The organism is Desulfovibrio inopinatus DSM 10711 (assembly GCF_000429305.1).
Taxonomy (GTDB): Bacteria; Desulfobacterota; Desulfovibrionia; order Desulfovibrionales; family Desulfovibrionaceae; genus Alteridesulfovibrio; species Alteridesulfovibrio inopinatus.
Genome location: NZ_AUBP01000002.1, coordinates 292,512 through 308,319 on the forward strand (window position 1 = coordinate 292,512; position 15,808 = coordinate 308,319).

At 45.2% G+C, this 15,808-nt stretch carries 10 protein-coding genes; 5 read left to right on the forward strand and 5 right to left on the reverse strand.

Annotated features, from left to right (window positions below; all coding sequences use genetic code 11):
* Positions 1–255: 255 nt before the first annotated feature.
* From G451_RS0103655 to G451_RS0103665, 3 genes are all read left to right on the forward strand, one after another.
* Positions 256–1,089, forward strand: a complete 834-nt coding sequence (locus G451_RS0103655) for a class I SAM-dependent methyltransferase (RefSeq protein ID WP_084448373.1) — start codon at positions 256–258, stop codon at positions 1,087–1,089.
* A complete protein-coding gene (locus G451_RS0103660; protein ID WP_027183196.1) occupies positions 1,089–3,851 on the forward strand; it encodes a sulfotransferase in 2,763 nt (920 codons plus the stop codon). Before G451_RS0103655 ends, G451_RS0103660 begins: the two co-directional genes overlap by 1 nt.
* Positions 3,852–4,003: 152 nt before the next feature.
* Positions 4,004–4,693 (forward strand): WbqC family protein, encoded by a 690-nt coding sequence (locus tag G451_RS0103665; RefSeq protein ID WP_027183197.1) that lies wholly within the window; start codon positions 4,004–4,006, stop codon positions 4,691–4,693.
* 159 nt (positions 4,694–4,852) lie between these two features.
* On the opposite strand, the gene G451_RS32230 is transcribed toward G451_RS0103665, so the two are convergent.
* Both G451_RS32230 and nifV read right to left on the reverse strand, forming a co-directional pair.
* Positions 4,853–7,048, reverse strand: coding sequence for a methyl-accepting chemotaxis protein (locus tag G451_RS32230; RefSeq protein WP_051261095.1), 2,196 nt, complete (start codon positions 7,046–7,048; stop codon positions 4,853–4,855).
* 198 nt (positions 7,049–7,246) lie between these two features.
* The gene (nifV, locus tag G451_RS0103675) at positions 7,247–8,398 is read right to left on the reverse strand and encodes a homocitrate synthase (RefSeq protein ID WP_027183198.1); all 1,152 of its coding nucleotides are present in this window, start codon (positions 8,396–8,398) and stop codon (positions 7,247–7,249) included.
* A 627-nt stretch (positions 8,399–9,025) separates the two neighbouring features.
* Here nifV and G451_RS32235 point away from each other — a divergent pair.
* A complete protein-coding gene (locus G451_RS32235) occupies positions 9,026–11,842 on the forward strand; it encodes a PAS domain S-box protein (protein WP_051261096.1) in 2,817 nt (938 codons plus the stop codon).
* A 99-nt stretch (positions 11,843–11,941) separates the two neighbouring features.
* Here the strand turns inward: G451_RS32235 and G451_RS0103690 are convergent, their stop codons facing one another.
* A complete protein-coding gene (locus G451_RS0103690) occupies positions 11,942–12,181 on the reverse strand; it encodes a LysR substrate-binding domain-containing protein (protein WP_027183199.1) in 240 nt (79 codons plus the stop codon).
* Between G451_RS0103690 and G451_RS0103695 the strand changes: the two genes are divergently transcribed.
* Positions 12,173–12,493 carry a helix-turn-helix transcriptional regulator gene (locus G451_RS0103695; RefSeq protein WP_425387476.1) on the forward strand — a complete coding sequence of 107 codons (321 nt, stop codon included), beginning with the start codon at positions 12,173–12,175 and terminating at the stop codon, positions 12,491–12,493. The two genes, G451_RS0103690 and G451_RS0103695, sit on opposite strands and share 9 nt — an antisense overlap.
* A 154-nt stretch (positions 12,494–12,647) precedes the next feature.
* Here the strand turns inward: G451_RS0103695 and G451_RS0103700 are convergent, their stop codons facing one another.
* Positions 12,648–13,358, reverse strand: a complete 711-nt coding sequence (locus tag G451_RS0103700) for a class I SAM-dependent methyltransferase (RefSeq protein WP_245587762.1) — start codon at positions 13,356–13,358, stop codon at positions 12,648–12,650.
* Between the two features lie 1,280 nt (positions 13,359–14,638).
* On the reverse strand, positions 14,639–15,745 hold the full coding sequence (locus tag G451_RS0103710; RefSeq protein ID WP_027183203.1) for an NADH:flavin oxidoreductase: 1,107 nt from the start codon (positions 15,743–15,745) through the stop codon (positions 14,639–14,641).
* Positions 15,746–15,808 lie beyond the last annotated feature (63 nt).

Here is a 15,808-nt window from a genome sequence, read left to right on the forward strand (position 1 = left end):
ATAACAATGATCCAATATTGCTTGTGCAAAATGGAGTCTGTATGGATAGGTGTGTATGTTGATGATCCCCCAACAGAATTCTTATCTCCCGCTAACAATGAGGGATGAGCCTTTTTTGTTGATTGTCAATCACTGTTTAACAGGATTGATTGTTTATGTTGTGTATAGTGTGTAGAATTTTTCGTAAATCTTATTCCCTGTAGAGTTGTGAAGGCTTGTGATATCTATTTTTTTATAGAGGGGTATGTTCTAAAGATGGATCATTTTGAAAAGAATCGTTACTATTATGATAGGAATGCAGAGAGCTATGAAGCTTCAAGCTGGTATTTTTTTAATAGATATAAAGCAGAGAAGGTTCTTGAGGAATTAACTCAGTTGTTAGATAATATAAGAAGGACAGAATCCCTTCGGGTTCTTGAGATTGGCCCTGGAACGGGCTACCTTCTCAAGAAGATATTAGAGATTTCAAAATGCCGTGTTCGTTATGTTGGTATTGAGCACTCTGCAGCAATGGGGGAGATCCTCAAGAAGAGCTGTGAAGGTTTATGTGAAAGCTTTGAACTTCATTGTGCCTCAGCGTCAAGAAAGGTTGTAAAGGATGTCGTTGGATCTCGTCGATTTGATATCGTAATAGGTTCTTCGGTGCTACACCATATCCCAGACTATGCAGATCTTATTGATGCTATTGCAGACACAGTGGATGAAGGGGGAGGATTGTACTTTGTACGTGAACCATTGCACATTGAAGAGTGTTCTCCTCCACAAATAATACACCGTTTGTTTTTCTATATAATTGATAGTCTCAATTCCTTTATGTTTAAAGCACGAATTCAGAAATTGCTTTATCCTCAAAAGATAAAAGCTGAGAGTGCTGTGGATATTGGGGTACACATGTATAAAAATGGTGTTTCGTTAGAACCCTTTTATGCGCTAACCCAAAAAGGATTCTCGGTGTTGTCGTTAAGAAAATATAATAGGAGACTGACAACATTTCTTTCTAAATTGGAGAATGTTTGGTGCTCCAGTTTACGGAAAGATCATTTTGGCAACACTCTGTATTCGATTAGTATGTTGAAGGAGCGAATTTAATGGATTTTTTCGATGTTGTTCTTGCGAATATCGAACGCCATGATCCTTTTTCTTTGGTAAAACTTAATCATGGATTTTGGGAATATCGTGTTAAGGTTGAAGATCAATTTGGCATTACAGGCTACGATGATCCTGAACCAGATATTGAGAAACTTGATGCATTCCATCAAGAAATATCAATCAATTTTTCCGCCCAATTTATGGCTGAACTTAAGGTCCAAGTTCGGTCTCTTCCACAAAAAACGAGGATATCATTTCTCGCGTCTGTTTTTTCATGGAAGAATTGTTGGAGAATTGAGCGTACTCCATATTGTGGCATACAAAGAGCAATGAAAGCCATGCGTAATTATGTACATCCAGAGACCAAGATTGGTAATGGTCTTCTCTGGAAGAATGTAACGTATAACAATCAGCTTCATCTATTTATTGAAAAAATACGTACGAGAAAAGTTTTTATTATTGGCCCTGGATATATTTCTCATTTTTCAAAATTTGCACAATTAAATAATGCTGAATTTATTGAAATATGTAGTTCTGCTGCGTATGAAAAACGCTATGATACTCTGAAAAAAATACAATCTTGCTATGATGAAAGTGTAGAACTTGATAAATCTCCTGTGTTTCTTTTCGAATCTGGTGACCTTGTAAGTTTATGGTTTATTACTCATCTCTACGAGAGTTGTCCAAACGCAACAATGATTGATTTAGGGCAAGTCCTTAACGTATGCAATTTTGCATACGTTGACGGGATCAATTGGTTTACTCAACATCGCAAAGAAGTCGTTACAGCTATTCAGACGATAAATGCCAACTGGATCAATGATGAACGTTCATATTGGAAGCCCAACACAGAAGACACAAACAACGTAATAAAATCTTCTCTTGTTGCTGCAGGAATTCATTTACTTCTATATCCTTTGACCAAAAAGTGTTTGGATGAAAGTAGCCAACACAAGCCGGAACAGCGATATGGATTTGTTGAGAACAAAGGCATCGACATCGTACTGCTGCAAAGACTTCTATCAATATCCCGATCTCGGAATCACTGGGCCAATTTTGGCCCTGTTGTTGAGTTGCTTGAATCTACCGTCGCACGCATATTACGGCTTCCCAAAAAGAGAAGAGTTGTTTTTTGCAAGAGTGGAACGAGTGCATTGTATGGATTAGTGGGATTGGAAGAGTATAAAAGGCGGCGCAAAATGAAGTGGGTCGTCTCCGCGTTCGGGTTCCTTTCGACCAAGCGCGGACCTCTTTTCGATGCTCGTGTTGTCGACTGTGACGAGAATGGTTTCATTAACCTTGCAGCACTTAATGAATTAAAAGCTGAAATTGATGGAGTGATTGTTACGAATACATTTGGCTTACACAATATGTGGAAGCCGTTGATTCAATTTTGTGAAGAAAATGGTTTGGCACTCATTTACGATAATGCAACTGCCCTCTGGGGGCCTGACCGGACAGTGTCGGGGGCTCCAAATGAGATTGTGAGCTTTCATCAAACCAAGCCCTGGGGAATGGGTGAAGCTGGATTGGCTGTCATTGATGCGGCGGATGAAACAACGTTCAAAGCTATGCTGAATTTTGGTGTAGGCGCTGCAGAAGGTATCGAAAGATATAGTGGAAACGAGAAATTGAGTGATTACGATGCCGCGCTTGTATTGCAGCGACTCCTCACCATTCCGCGTTGGCTTCATGGATATAGACTTCAGCGAAGACGAATTGTAAAAATTGCTCAAGAATGTGGTGTGAAGATTCTCAACGATGAGCCGAATACAATTACAAATTCTGTTGCTGTTCTGATGGATCATCCTGTTACGTATGATGATCTTGCTAACGACTTTATACCGCTCAATAAATATTATGCTCCGCTTGAATCCGGGCATAAAAATGCAGATTATTTATTCTCTCGAATCGTGAATATTCCATGTCATCCAGAAATTGCGAAGATAGACGAAGAAAAAATTCGTAAAGTACTTGTGGTATTAAATGTAAAAAAAGATGTTCAAGCCTACCACAAGAGCAAAGAGGTTGTTCAGGAAGATACAGATGTCCAGTATGTGTTTATAACGGGATGTTCAAGGTCGGGAACATCTTTTACTGCTGACCTTTTACGCAGCCATCCTTTGGTGGCAATGGGACGTGAACGGTTTGCAACGCGATATTTTGAAAAGAGATTTCATCGGCAACTTTTTTCTGCTGAGCGATTCTGTACTATTCTTAAAGAAGGAGACTCGCACCACACTCAACTTGAAACATATTATCCACGTTTGATTTCCCGTTTTCACAAATGCCGTGTCGTTGGCGATAAGATCCCTGAGATCAGTCTGGATTCCACAACACTATTCTCGACGCTTCCTGATGCAAAAGTGGTGCTTTTATTACGAAATATATATGATGTGGCCAGCTCGTTTAATGCGAGGGCTATGCAATCAAAAGAACGTGGTGGTGCATGGCCTACATTTAGAGACTATCGTTCGGCTGTAACAGAGTGGAATAGAATGCTTGAGAATTTTATAGATAGAGCAAGCGATCCGAATGTATTTATCATTGAATTTGAAACTTTCTTTAATGATACGGCAAAGCTTGATGAATTATATGCGTTTGTTGGGCTTGATGTTTCTCCAGAAGTAGAAAAATCCTACAATGCTAACAAGAAAAAATATTTTGATATTGAAAAGGAGAGATTGATTTATCTTACTTCGGAGCAAAAGCGTCACATCGCACGTTCTGCTCGATTTGATTTGTATAATAGTATTGTTTAATTGGGGTGTTTATTTGATATCGTTTTTATTTACTAGCATATTTGGGTGTGCGTCCATCGCAGAAAATAAACAATATACTCATGGAAATCTCAGATTGTAGGATTTGTGCATTGTATAGAATTACAAGGGTAGTTTATTGCTAAGGAAGAAGAATGAAACTCGCTATCATGCAACCGTATTTATTCCCATATATTGGATATTTTCAACTTATGAATTATGTCGATACGTATGTTGTCTACGATGATGTTCAGTTTACAAAGGGAGGATGGATAAATAGAAACTATATCAATTTAAACAACAATCGTTTTTTATTGACACTTCCCATAGAAAAACCAAGTCTAAAGAAAAAAATTAATGATATAAATGTAGTAGGGTATTTTAAAAAATATTTAAAGACTATCGTGCAGGCCTACAGGCCTGCACGATATTTTAACGATGTGTATCCAATGTTAGAAAGTATATTTGTACGGCAAGATAGAGATCTTGTCGGGCTTATACTTGATTCATTCTACGCGATATGCAGCTATCTTGATTGTCATGTGGATATTATTGTCTCAAGCGATCTCAATATGGCGACAGAACTTAAAGGAGCTCCACGAATATTAGCTATGTGTAACGCTCTGAATGCTCATGACTATGTGAATGCAATTGGAGGCCAATGCCTATACTCGAAGGATGAATTTTTGAAAAACAATATTAATTTACAATTTTTGATGACGCATGATATCGAATATGAACAGTTCTCCGGCTCTTTTATTCCAAATTTGTCCATTATTGATGTGTTGATGTTTAATTCAAAGCAGGACGTTAAAAGGTTTCTTACTCAATTCGATTTGGTTTGAAATTTTTTCACCCGAGACCGAAGATTGATTTTAATAGAAGAGAAAGATGTCTCTCTCAATAAATGTTAAAAATTTTAATGTGTTGTGTCGTGAAAAAGCCGGGCTGTATTTTATATATTCACAGCCCAGCTCGTTTTCTGCAGTCCCAAACGGACGAAGTTAATTTATGTGGGTGCTTTGTGGTGTGACGACGAGGAGTTGTTCCTGGCCGTTGTGGTACTTCTCCGTTCCTTCTGACTGGATTTCTTCAATGAGGTTGCGTAACTCCTCTGCTTGATGGGCAAGGTTCTCGACGGCTTGTTCAGATTGCGTCATGGCCTCTGCGGTTTCCGCAGAAATACGGTTGATGGTGGAGACGGATCGGCTGATTTCTTCCGATGCGGCGGATTGTTGTTCCGATGCTGTTGCGATGGCACGCACTTGGTCTGTGGTCATTTCCACCAGCGAAACGATTTCTCTGAGCGAGACTCCCGATTGGTCGGCTAAGACGGTTGCCTCTTCGATTTTCTCGCCAGCTCGGTCCACGTTCTGAATGTTTTTCCGTGTGCCGCTCTGAATGCCGTCAATGGCGGTGCCCACTTCTTTGGTAGCGGTCATGGTTTTTTCGGCCAATTTGCGTACTTCATCGGCCACGACGGCAAAACCGCGTCCGGCTTCTCCTGCTCTGGCCGCTTCAATGGCGGCGTTCAACGCGAGAAGGTTGGTCTGATCGGCAATATCTGAAATAACATGCATAATGGTGCCGATGCCTTCGGCTTGTTTGCCCAACGATGCCATATCGTCTTTTAATGCAAGGGAAATTGTTCTCACTTCGCCGATGCCTTGAATCGCGCGTTCGACGATCTTGGCTCCGTCCTCGGCCTTGTCCCGCGCCTCCTCGGATGTTGTTGCAGCATTGGAGGCATTTCTTGCTACTTCCATAACCGTAGAATTCATCTCCTCCATGGACGTGGCTGTTTCGGCGACACGTTGGGATTGTTCTTCAACACCATTTTGAGACTGCTTGATTTGTGCGGACAGTTGTTCAGCGGCAATGGTCACACTGTGAACAACGTCTTCCAGTTGATCCGCAGCCTTGTTTAACAGCGCTCGTTGGTCTGATTTCAACTGGCTCAGGTCGACGATATGTTCCATCACGATGCCTTGACCAAGGGGGATAGCCGAGTATTCAATTTCGATGGCTTTGCCTCCAAGCGGCCGTGCAACGGTAGCGCTTTTTTCTACGCATCCTGAATGTAAGGCTTTTTCACATGCGCATTTCCCGTTGTTGCAATCCTCAGTGCGAAAATACTCGCCACAAGATTTTCCTTCCATGGTTGCAGGATCAATTCGGTCCATTCCGCAAGCTCGATTGAGAAAGAGCATTTTTCGGTCGACATCGCGAATCATGATAGGGGTTGGTAATGCATCAAGCACAGATACGACACTCTCGAGCATAGTATTCAGATTTTGGGCCAATGTGGCATATTCCATCCCCAGGCCATCTGTATCCAAGCGTTTGCGTAACGCTCCGCGGCCGACATCGTCAGCCGTGTTACCGATATCGCGGATGACCCTGGAAAAGACGTCGGCCATGCCGTCCATGGCCGCCCCAAGTGAACCGATTTCGTCTGCGCGGTCGAGATTCATGCGGTTGGAGAGATCGCCATTGGCAAAGGCTTCGGCCATGGCTTTTCCGCGGCGTAAGGGAGGAATGATGGACCGTCCAAGCAGTATCGCAATAACGCACACGACCACCAGAACCAGGATGGTCGTTACAGCTAAAGAAACCTTGCCGAAGTGGGAGTGTTCTTTGGCCTCCTGGCCTGAGTGCTGACTGCGATGTACGGTACTCGCAACGATTTTTTCAGCGAGATCGAAATTTCTGTTGTCGATTTTGGTGAATTCTCCCAGAACGAGAGAAACCATACGGTCGTAGCTTTCCTGGGTATGAGTTCGCCGAAATTCTTTCTCTAAGTTGAGGATTTGGTTGTTCAGCGTTTTACCCTGTATGAGCACTTTTTTGAGTTCTTGCCAATACTGGGTCTCTTCAGGCGATTTGGGAAGCGGGGCATACAAATCCATAGCGGCTCCGTAGGCCTCTTGTGCATGAGCAAGGTCTTGGCGAAGCGAAGCGATGCGATCAGGAGAAAGGGATGGGATAAGAAGCGTGCGTTGAATCGCAATGACTTGACGCATGTTGTCAATCATACCGAGAAGGCTTTTGAGACTTGGGATGTGGACATCGGCAAGTTCGGCAACATGATCATCGACGGTGTTGGCACTCCAAAAGTTGATCCCTCCCTGGACGAGGAATAAAAGAAAAATAAGACCAAATGATACGGTAAACTTCAAAGCAAGAGGGAAGTTTTTCATCCCGACTCCTGAGATTTATATGGTAACGACTTGGTACTCACATGGTGAAAGCGTGAAATAAATACATTGGTGGTGTTACAAATTTGAGACCAGAAGGGAGAGTTGTTGTTCTTTCAGGGGGCGTCCCCTTCTCACGATGTCGAAGGGGAAACATCCCATGAAATACTGCTTATGCGTTTTTGCGGGAACCGCGAACAATCAGCATGCGCGATCTAAATCGGTTTCCGGTGGGGTTTTTGTGGACTGTGTCAGAAAATGGAGAAGATCGTCCTGAGTTGGTTCTCGTTTCGTTTTTCCAGTAAATGTACGAACCTGGTTAAGAATAGATTGTGTTTGTACGTCGTTCAGTATGATTCCAAGTTGGGAATATGCCCATTTGATAGCAGCTGTCCCGGAATGTTTTCCTAACACAAGGCGGTGGGCTCGGCCGAGTTTTCCGGGATCAAGGGCTTGATAGTTCGCGGGATCACGCAACAAGCCACTCACATGAATACCGGATTCGTGAGTGAAAATATTTTGTCCAACGATGGATTTGTTGACCGGGACAGGACGTCCGGATGCCTTGGACACGAGATGTGACACATGTTGAAGGCTGCGTACATCAACTCCGGTATCCACGTCGTACATATGGGCGAGGGCCATAACAATCTCTTCCAGCGGTGCATTCCCCGCTCGCTCTCCCAAACCGTTGACCGTGGTGTTGGCATGGGTAGCTCCGCCGCGAAGTGCCGCAAGGGTATTTGCTGTGGCCAAGCCGAAGTCGTTATGAGCATGGATTTCCAGCTCCAGGCTGGTTTGCTGACGCAATTCGCGAAAAATATCCAATGTCCGGAATGGATCCAGGACACCAAGCGTGTCGGCAAATCGGAAACGTCTGGCCCCAGCGCGTTCGGCCGTTTCCACGACGTGAGCCAGAAACACAGGATCGGCGCGAGAACTGTCTTCGCCACCGACAGAAACATCGAATCCCATGTCCCGCGCAGTACGTGTAGCCCATTCGATTCGTGAAAGTACCCAAGCGCGATCTCGCCCAAGTTTATGTCGAATCTGTTGATCGGATACCGAGAGAGAAATATGGATTATGTCGATGTGACAACGTGCCGCCGCTTTAAGATCGTCCTCGTGCATGCGACACCAGACCACAAGACGCGACGGAAGGTCCATTTCGGCTAAAGCGCGAATTTCCTCTTGCTCCTGTCTGCCCATGGCCGGTATGCCGACTTCCAGCTCTGGGACTCCCGCCCGGCTTAAAGTCGCAGCAATCTCCATGCGTTCTTGTAAAGAAAACGCAACTCCGGCTGTCTGTTCACCGTCGCGTAGCGTGGTATCGTTCAATGTGACTGCATTCATGATGACACTCCTGAGAATGAGATAAAGCAAGCCGTATGCCATATGGAATGCCTGCCTTTCGGTGCAAGAAAAGCTGGCGTGTTGAGAAGTGATTGTTGAAAAAAATAGTAAAATAAATATGTTATCTGTGGTGTCATTGTTTCTCTTTTGCACGGTACATACGTTCACAATTCTTCAAAAACGTACATTTTCGATCATCATGTACGTAAAATGAATGGAGGAGTTCTCGCCCACACACCAGAGGGCGATACGCTGGAATCAAAAAAGAACACTGTGAGGAGGACTGTTCGGAGTGTGGATTTTTGATGAGGTTTGAAGGAACTGACGGCTGTGCTCTTGTGAATGCTTTGTTGAAATATGATTTATACCCATTGGTTTATTTTGATGTTTTTCAATAAATGCGATCATTCCTTTTGTAAGCCTCTCTGTATTTTGCAGAATTCATATTCACTGAAGATATAAAATGGAGGTGTTTCTTGTGTGTCATTCTGAGACATTGCTTTTTTATCATCGGTTCTTGTGCTGTATGAAGGAAGAGCTTCCTTGACTGACTCGAACGATATGATATGTAATTCTTTACAATATTTTTTATGCCCGTGGTGCTTCATTAAAAGGTATCACATTCATATGATTGAAGACTATTTACGATTGATTCGCCACGTATCCGTTGGCGTCTTTCATCTCTCCGACAGTCACCATGTAACGTCGGCGAATCCGTTCCTTGCGACCATACTCGGATTTGACTCTTCTGAACAATTGATGGACAGCAAATCTTCCTTGCCGGAGTTGGTGAGTATCGATCCTCAAAGCTGGGATCGCCTTATCAAGCAGGTGGATGCTGCCGAGTCTGTTCATAACAAAGAAATACGTATGAAAAAACGAGACGGTTCGCTCCTTTGGGGGACCGTCAATCTTTGGAGTGTTCCTCCTGAGCTGTCTTCCCACCGATACGAAGGGACGCTTTCAGATATTACTGATTTTGTGCAGACCCAGGAGAATCTTCTGCAGGCGGACGCGCTCCTTGAGGCTTTGAGCAATGCCAGGGATATGATCATATATGCCAAAGATAGTGATGGACGTATTACCCGGATCAATGACTATTTTCTTCGCATGATGAAGAAAACTGAAGCCGAAATTTTCGGGAAAACGTCTCGTGAAATTTACTGCTCTGGTTTGGGCAGCGAGCACATGGAAAACGACCAGGAAGTGATGAAGGAGGGGGAGACACTTCGGTTTGAAGAAATGGCGGATACTCCCGAGGGAAGGCGGTATTTTTTGTCCGTTAAGAGTCCATACCGCGACTCCTCCGGGAATATCGCCGGGTTGGTTGGGATTGCTCAGGACATCACTGATCACAGGCAAACTGAAATCGAGTTGCGAAAAACATCTCGACAGCGGCAATTGGCGCTTGATGCCGCCCAGATGGGCTGGTGGCGTTATGATCCTGTCACAAAGATATCTTCCTGGGACAAAAGATATAAAGAGATTTTTCAAGTATCAGAGGATCGCGCACCAAACGAACAGATCCTGGAGCGCATTCATCCCGATGATCTCCCTTCGGTCATAGCCAAAGTAGAAGCCGCCCTTGATCCCCTTGATCCCAAGCCATACATGGCTACGTTTCGAATACATCTTCCGGGTGGTTCTCAACGATGGATCGAAGCCCATGGAATCGTGGACTTTGAAGGTGATGGAGCTGATCGCAAGGCGAGAGATTTTATTGGTACTGTCCAGGATATTTCCGACAGAGTGAGAAGTCACAATGCGTTGTCACACAGAATTTCAATGCAGCAGGTGCTGACGAAAGCAGGGAGAATGCTTTCCTTGGCGCAGTCTCAGGAAGAAGTCATCGAAGCTGTACGCTCAACGGTGCGTGAGATGACTGGTGCAGACGGGGCGACGTTTGTACTTCGCGATGGAGACAAGTGTCATTATGTCGATGAATCGGCGATTGCGCCGCTCTGGAAGGGACAGCGTTTTCCGCTGACGCAATGTATCAGTGGTTGGGTGATGCTTCACCGGGAGACGGCGGTTATAGAAGATATATATGCCGATCCACGTATCCCCAGCGCTGCCTATAGGCCCACTTTTGTAAAAAGTCTGGCAATGGTTCCTGTGAATAGGGAGGAGCCGCTGGCAGCTATTGGCGCCTACTGGGCTGAGAAGCACATGCCGGATAATTCAACGGTGGAAATGCTGCAGACCTTGGCAGATCTCGTTTCCGTGGCTTTGAAAAATGTTGAACTGTATAATGAATTGAAGAACAGGATCAAGGATTTAGCCTCTCAGAAGCTTGCCGCAGAGTCTTCAAGCCGAGCCAAATCAGAATTTTTGGCGAACATGTCCCATGAGATTCGAACACCGCTCAACGGTGTCATGGGGATGTTGCAATTGCTTGAATTCACGCAATTGTCTGCGGAGCAACAAAAGTATGTGAGTCTTTCCATAGGATCTTCCAGAAGATTAACATCACTTCTCTCGGACATCCTTGATCTTTCCAAAATAGAGGCAGGTAAGCTTCGTATCATGAAGCATACGTTTGCTCTGATCACACTTCGCGAATCCATTATTGGACTTTTGAACCTGACCGCTGAGACAAAAGGTCTGGATTTACAAATTCATCTTGATCCCCGGTTGCCCTCAAATTTAATTGGCGACGAAGTACGCGTCCGGCAAATTCTTTTCAATTTGGTGGGAAATGCAATTAAATTTTCAACATCCGGTGTGGTGCGAGTCGATATATCGCCTTTACCGTATGCGCAACCTGGCAAGCTGCAGGTGCTTTTTACCGTGAGTGATACGGGTATCGGTGTGGATGACGCCGTGCTTGAATCTCTTTTTGAGCCCTTTGTCCAAGGGGAAAACGACTTTATACGCCATTATGAAGGCGCAGGCTTGGGCCTGACTATTGTTCGACGGTTGATTACATTGATGAATGGCGGGATGACGATAGATAGCACCGTTGGAAAAGGCACCACGGTGTATTTTGCTCTGCCGTTCGAAGCCCCTGGGATGAGCAATACCGACCATCTTCCCCAAGAAATCTTTCAGCTCACAGCGAAGCATTCTTGCAACGTGCTCATCACAGAAGACGACGAAGTGAGTTGTCTGGCCGTGAAGAGTTTGGTTGAAAAGTGTGGTTGCGATACACTGATCGCCAATAATGGTCAGGAGGCCATCCAATTGCTTACGGAGAGGGATGTCAATCTTGTGCTCATGGACATTCGCCTGCCAATTCTTGATGGAGTCGAAGCGACAAAAGCTATTCGTCGAGGCAAAGCTGGTAACGATAAAGCCGACATCCCAATTATTGCCATGACGGCATACGCCATGGCTGGGGATAGAGAACATTTTCTTGCCGCAGGTATGAATGACTACATAAAAAAAACGATCAACTTTGCAGAACTCAAAGAAGCTCTTCGAAAATTTGCTGTCTTAACGTAAATATATTGCTGAGGCGGCTTGATTTCCAGGAAAGACAAGTGCAACGGCGAGAGTCTCTCAGGAGGACTCAACAAGCCGGTATGATTTTGCATCATTACTTTAAAATGCGGCGTATTGCTTTTGTATGTGATCCACAAACAAGCGAACTCTCCGGGGGAGCTGGCCGGAGCCTGTGACGCGATGGACATCGTGTTCAAAATCGCCGCTCCATTCCGGAAGTATTTTTACTAACCGTTCCGCCTGCTCATCCGACGCAACCCGCGTTTCCCGAAGTAGCGCGATACCGAGCCCGGCTACGGCAACATCTCGGCATATTTCACAAAATTCGATGTGCAGCAACTGGCGAACTCAGCGAATATGAGCGTTTCGGCTTTTCACAAGGCCTTTAAAGATATCATCGCCGATTCCCCGCTGCAGTACCTCAAAAGAATACGACTTTCGCGAGCCAAGGATCTCATTATACAGAAAAGAATGAAAGCCTATCTTGCCGCCGACGAAGTAGGATACGAAAGTCCATTCCAATTCAGCCGGGAATTCAAACGCTATTTGGGACAAAGTCTGGCGGATGTGATGCGAGAGGTTCGTGAGATACAGTGGCCTGATGCCTGCTGCATGGAGGAAGGGGCTTCTCAGAAGCGCAACATGGCTTGAGGGGTATCGTTAGGTATGGAGGAAAAAGCATGTCCAGACGAAAGAGTCTGTCCACCTCAACAATACCCCACGTCAGCACATCGGAGAAAACGCCAGGCACATGGAGAGCAAACGATAAAAGCCGGGACGTTTGCAGCGTGCCCTTTGCCTGCGGCTATGCCGTGATCGATCTGCCTCGAAGAAAGCCTACGACCGGTCCGTCCCAGATTTTTTCGGCTTCGACAACCTCGAACCCTTTGTCCTGGAGCAAATCGACAAGGTGGTCGAGCTTGAAGCTATGCCACACCGCTTGGCCCTTGTACTTGAACGCCCATTGTAACAGCGAGGTATCCTCTGAGGGGCTTGAATCGCCGTAACAATAGGTGATGAGCAGGAGTTCCCCGCCGGGTTTGAGCACACGATTCATTTCCATGAGGGCTATTTCCGGCTGGTCCATGGTCTGCAGGGCATTCACACTCATGACGGTGTCAAAGCTGTAGTCGTCAAAAGGAAGTTCACATGCATCAGCTTGTTGAAAACACACATTAGTAGGGTCACAGACCAGTTTTTTTTCTGCGATCTCTATCATCTCCGGTGTGACGTCCACTCCCCATACTTCATGGCATTTCTCTGAAAGGCGAATGCTCAGGCTTCCCGGCCCACAACCGACATCAAGCACTCGAAGCGTGGGGTCCATGTATTTCGTTAGAATGTTCCAGTTGACCTCGTACTGGTCCTGAAAGTCACTGGCAATCCACTCGTCGTACCCTTCGGCAGCTGTCTTCCATAAGCTTTGGTCTTTCCATTCGTCATACCCTTCGGCAGCCGTACTCCATACATTCTGATTCATTTTAACCTGACCATTTTTGTATGTATCGAAAATCATAGAGACTTTCCAGAAGTTGATGATGAGGTGTTCGACTCTGTCGCCAGCACATCATGATCGTGGCATCGGGGGGAACCGAACACCAAAACAAGCCACACAATACCTCAAGATTTCGTTGGCCTTCGCCAGTGCGATCTTGTGTGATAGGGGCCTATGAAAGGATTTTAGGGATTACATCACGATTTGGGAGGGAGTAAGCGCCTTTTTGAAATGCACGATCCTATGTGCAGAATCGGAAAACAGGCACGGATTCCCGAATCGTCCCAAAGTCAGCCCCGAATTTCCCGTCCCCAAGAAATACTTGGGCTAAAACCGTTGGCTTTATTGGTATGTTAATGCGCATAGTCGATTACGCTTTCGCAGATAGGGAGGTCAAGCGATTTTTTTTAATTATGAGAAATGACTTTGGGATGAAGCTATGGAAATAAATTTCTACAATTTCAGACTATTATAGTGGTGTAATATGTTGTGATTTCACGTGGATTTCTCACGACAACGAGAGAGTGCAATTGATTATCGCATTGCCTCATTGGTATTTTCGTTGCAGTCGTTATGTATGCTTCCGCGTACTGCGTTCACTTTTTTTGTTGGATTAGGCTGGAACAAACAGAAGGACTCTCCGTATTTTTTGCCTCATTCTCTTCAGTTTGCTTGAATTGATTGCGAACTGCTCCTTCTCTCCGTTAAAGATTGGAGAAGAGAGGAAGGTATACAATGGAAAAAAAACACAAACTCTTCGTGGAACAAAGGGCAATTGGACGTATCGAATGAACTGCTGGCAGAGTGCATTTGGGGATGTAATAGGGGAGAGAAATCAGTTCAACACCGCCGTGCAGGATTGAAGTTGAGCCGTTAGATTGTCGCTGTGGGCAGCTATAGTAATCAGATTGTGCAAGCGATTGAGTAGATTAAAAACAACTATGCTGAATCGTTTTGTATTGATGATCTTGCATCGCAAAGTGGTATGGCAACATCCACATTTCATCATTTCCGAGCATTGACGGCGATGACTCCATTGCAGTTTCAGAAACGATTGTGGCTTAATGAAGCTCGGCTCTCAAATTGACAGAGCAAATGGATGTCGCAACGGCGGCATTTAAAGTCGCTTATGAAAGCACTACCCCGTTTAGCAGGGAGTACAGCCGGCTTTTGGGTGAACCGCCGTCGCGAGATATCAAGCGATTGAACCTGGTTATTTCTCCGCAAGAGAGGCTGATGAGTTTAATCTGTCTAGAATTGTGTGTGCACGTAGAATGTGCAGCAAAGGCGGAAATATTGTTTTATTTCGGTTTCTTTCTATCCAAAATACAGATGTTGCCATCTAGATGCCAACATTTGGAGCACGAAACGCACCGTGGTTTGCTGAAATCGCCCTGTTGCCACCGGTTGATCAAGTTTGGTTCCGCAAGGAGCGTGCGGGACATGGAAAAATAGCGAATTGGCGTTTCATTCAGGATACGCTCCATCAGCTCTGGGGTTCTGTTCCCCCCGACGGAAATGACCGGAATGGTGAGTTCTTGTGCTATGCGTGCGGTGTATTGTGCAAAGTAGGACTGTGCTTCCGGCTTGAGAATATCCGAGTGAGCTGGGCCCTTGTTCGGATAATTTTTCACATCGAGATTACCACCACTGAATTCTATCGCCGTTATTCCCAGTTCTTCCAGCTTCTTGGCGACAATCGTACTGTCTTCAACGGTCAGCCCGTTACTGCCCCATTCGTCGGAACTATGCATTTTGATAAGGACAGGGTATTCTTCTCCGATTGCTTCACGAATGGCGCGTACGGTTTCGAAGATGATGCGACCCCGGTTTTCAATACTGCCACCATATTCGTCCTGTCGACGGTTGTAGTATGGGCTGAGAAATTGACTAAAAAGATAGGTGTGCGCGCCGTGTAACTGTACGCCATCAAAGCCTGCTTCTTTGACGCGCCTGGCGGCCTGCACAAAATCTTCTTCCAGAGCAAGAATGTCGGCTTTTGTCATTTCCGTTGGTGTGACACCAAAAGCCGGATGTGGAACGGCTGATGGTCCCCATATCGTGCGGTTGCCGACGTTGTAATTCGTCGCAGATCCTCCATACACGATTTGCATAACGATGTTGACACGTTCGGATTTGATCTTTTGGACAAACTCCCGGTATTCCGGGATAAAAATATCGTCGTAGATCCCAAGCATGCCTGGATTCGGTTGCTCGTCTTCTCGAACAAACGCATAACCCGTAATGATTGTACCCACTCCTCCTTTGGCGAGATCAATATACATTTTTTCGAGACGATCTGTAACATGTCCCTTGTCGTCAGCCATGTTCAACCACGTCGCCGAGCGCCATAAACGATTTTTCAACTGCATAGGCCCCAGTTGAGTGACATCAAAAAGTGTTCTCATGGTGAGACTCCTTCGTGTATTTCTATAAAGAGATATATCGCGAAAAAACGATATATCTGGTGG

Excerpts from the sequence above, each read along its gene's own strand:
- G451_RS0103700 (WP_245587762.1), bottom strand. The coding sequence starts at position 13,358 with ATGATTTTCGATACATACAAAAATGGTCAGGTTAAAATGAATCAGAAT.
- G451_RS32235 (WP_051261096.1), top strand. The coding sequence starts at position 9,026 with ATGATTGAAGACTATTTACGATTGATTCGCCACGTATCCGTTGGCGTC.
- G451_RS0103655 (WP_084448373.1), top strand. The coding sequence starts at position 256 with ATGGATCATTTTGAAAAGAATCGTTACTATTATGATAGGAATGCAGAG.
- G451_RS0103665 (WP_027183197.1), top strand. The coding sequence starts at position 4,004 with ATGAAACTCGCTATCATGCAACCGTATTTATTCCCATATATTGGATAT.
- G451_RS0103660 (WP_027183196.1), top strand. The coding sequence starts at position 1,089 with ATGGATTTTTTCGATGTTGTTCTTGCGAATATCGAACGCCATGATCCT.
- nifV (WP_027183198.1), bottom strand. The coding sequence starts at position 8,398 with ATGAATGCAGTCACATTGAACGATACCACGCTACGCGACGGTGAACAG.
- G451_RS32230 (WP_051261095.1), bottom strand. The coding sequence starts at position 7,048 with ATGAAAAACTTCCCTCTTGCTTTGAAGTTTACCGTATCATTTGGTCTT.
- G451_RS0103710 (WP_027183203.1), bottom strand. The coding sequence starts at position 15,745 with ATGAGAACACTTTTTGATGTCACTCAACTGGGGCCTATGCAGTTGAAA.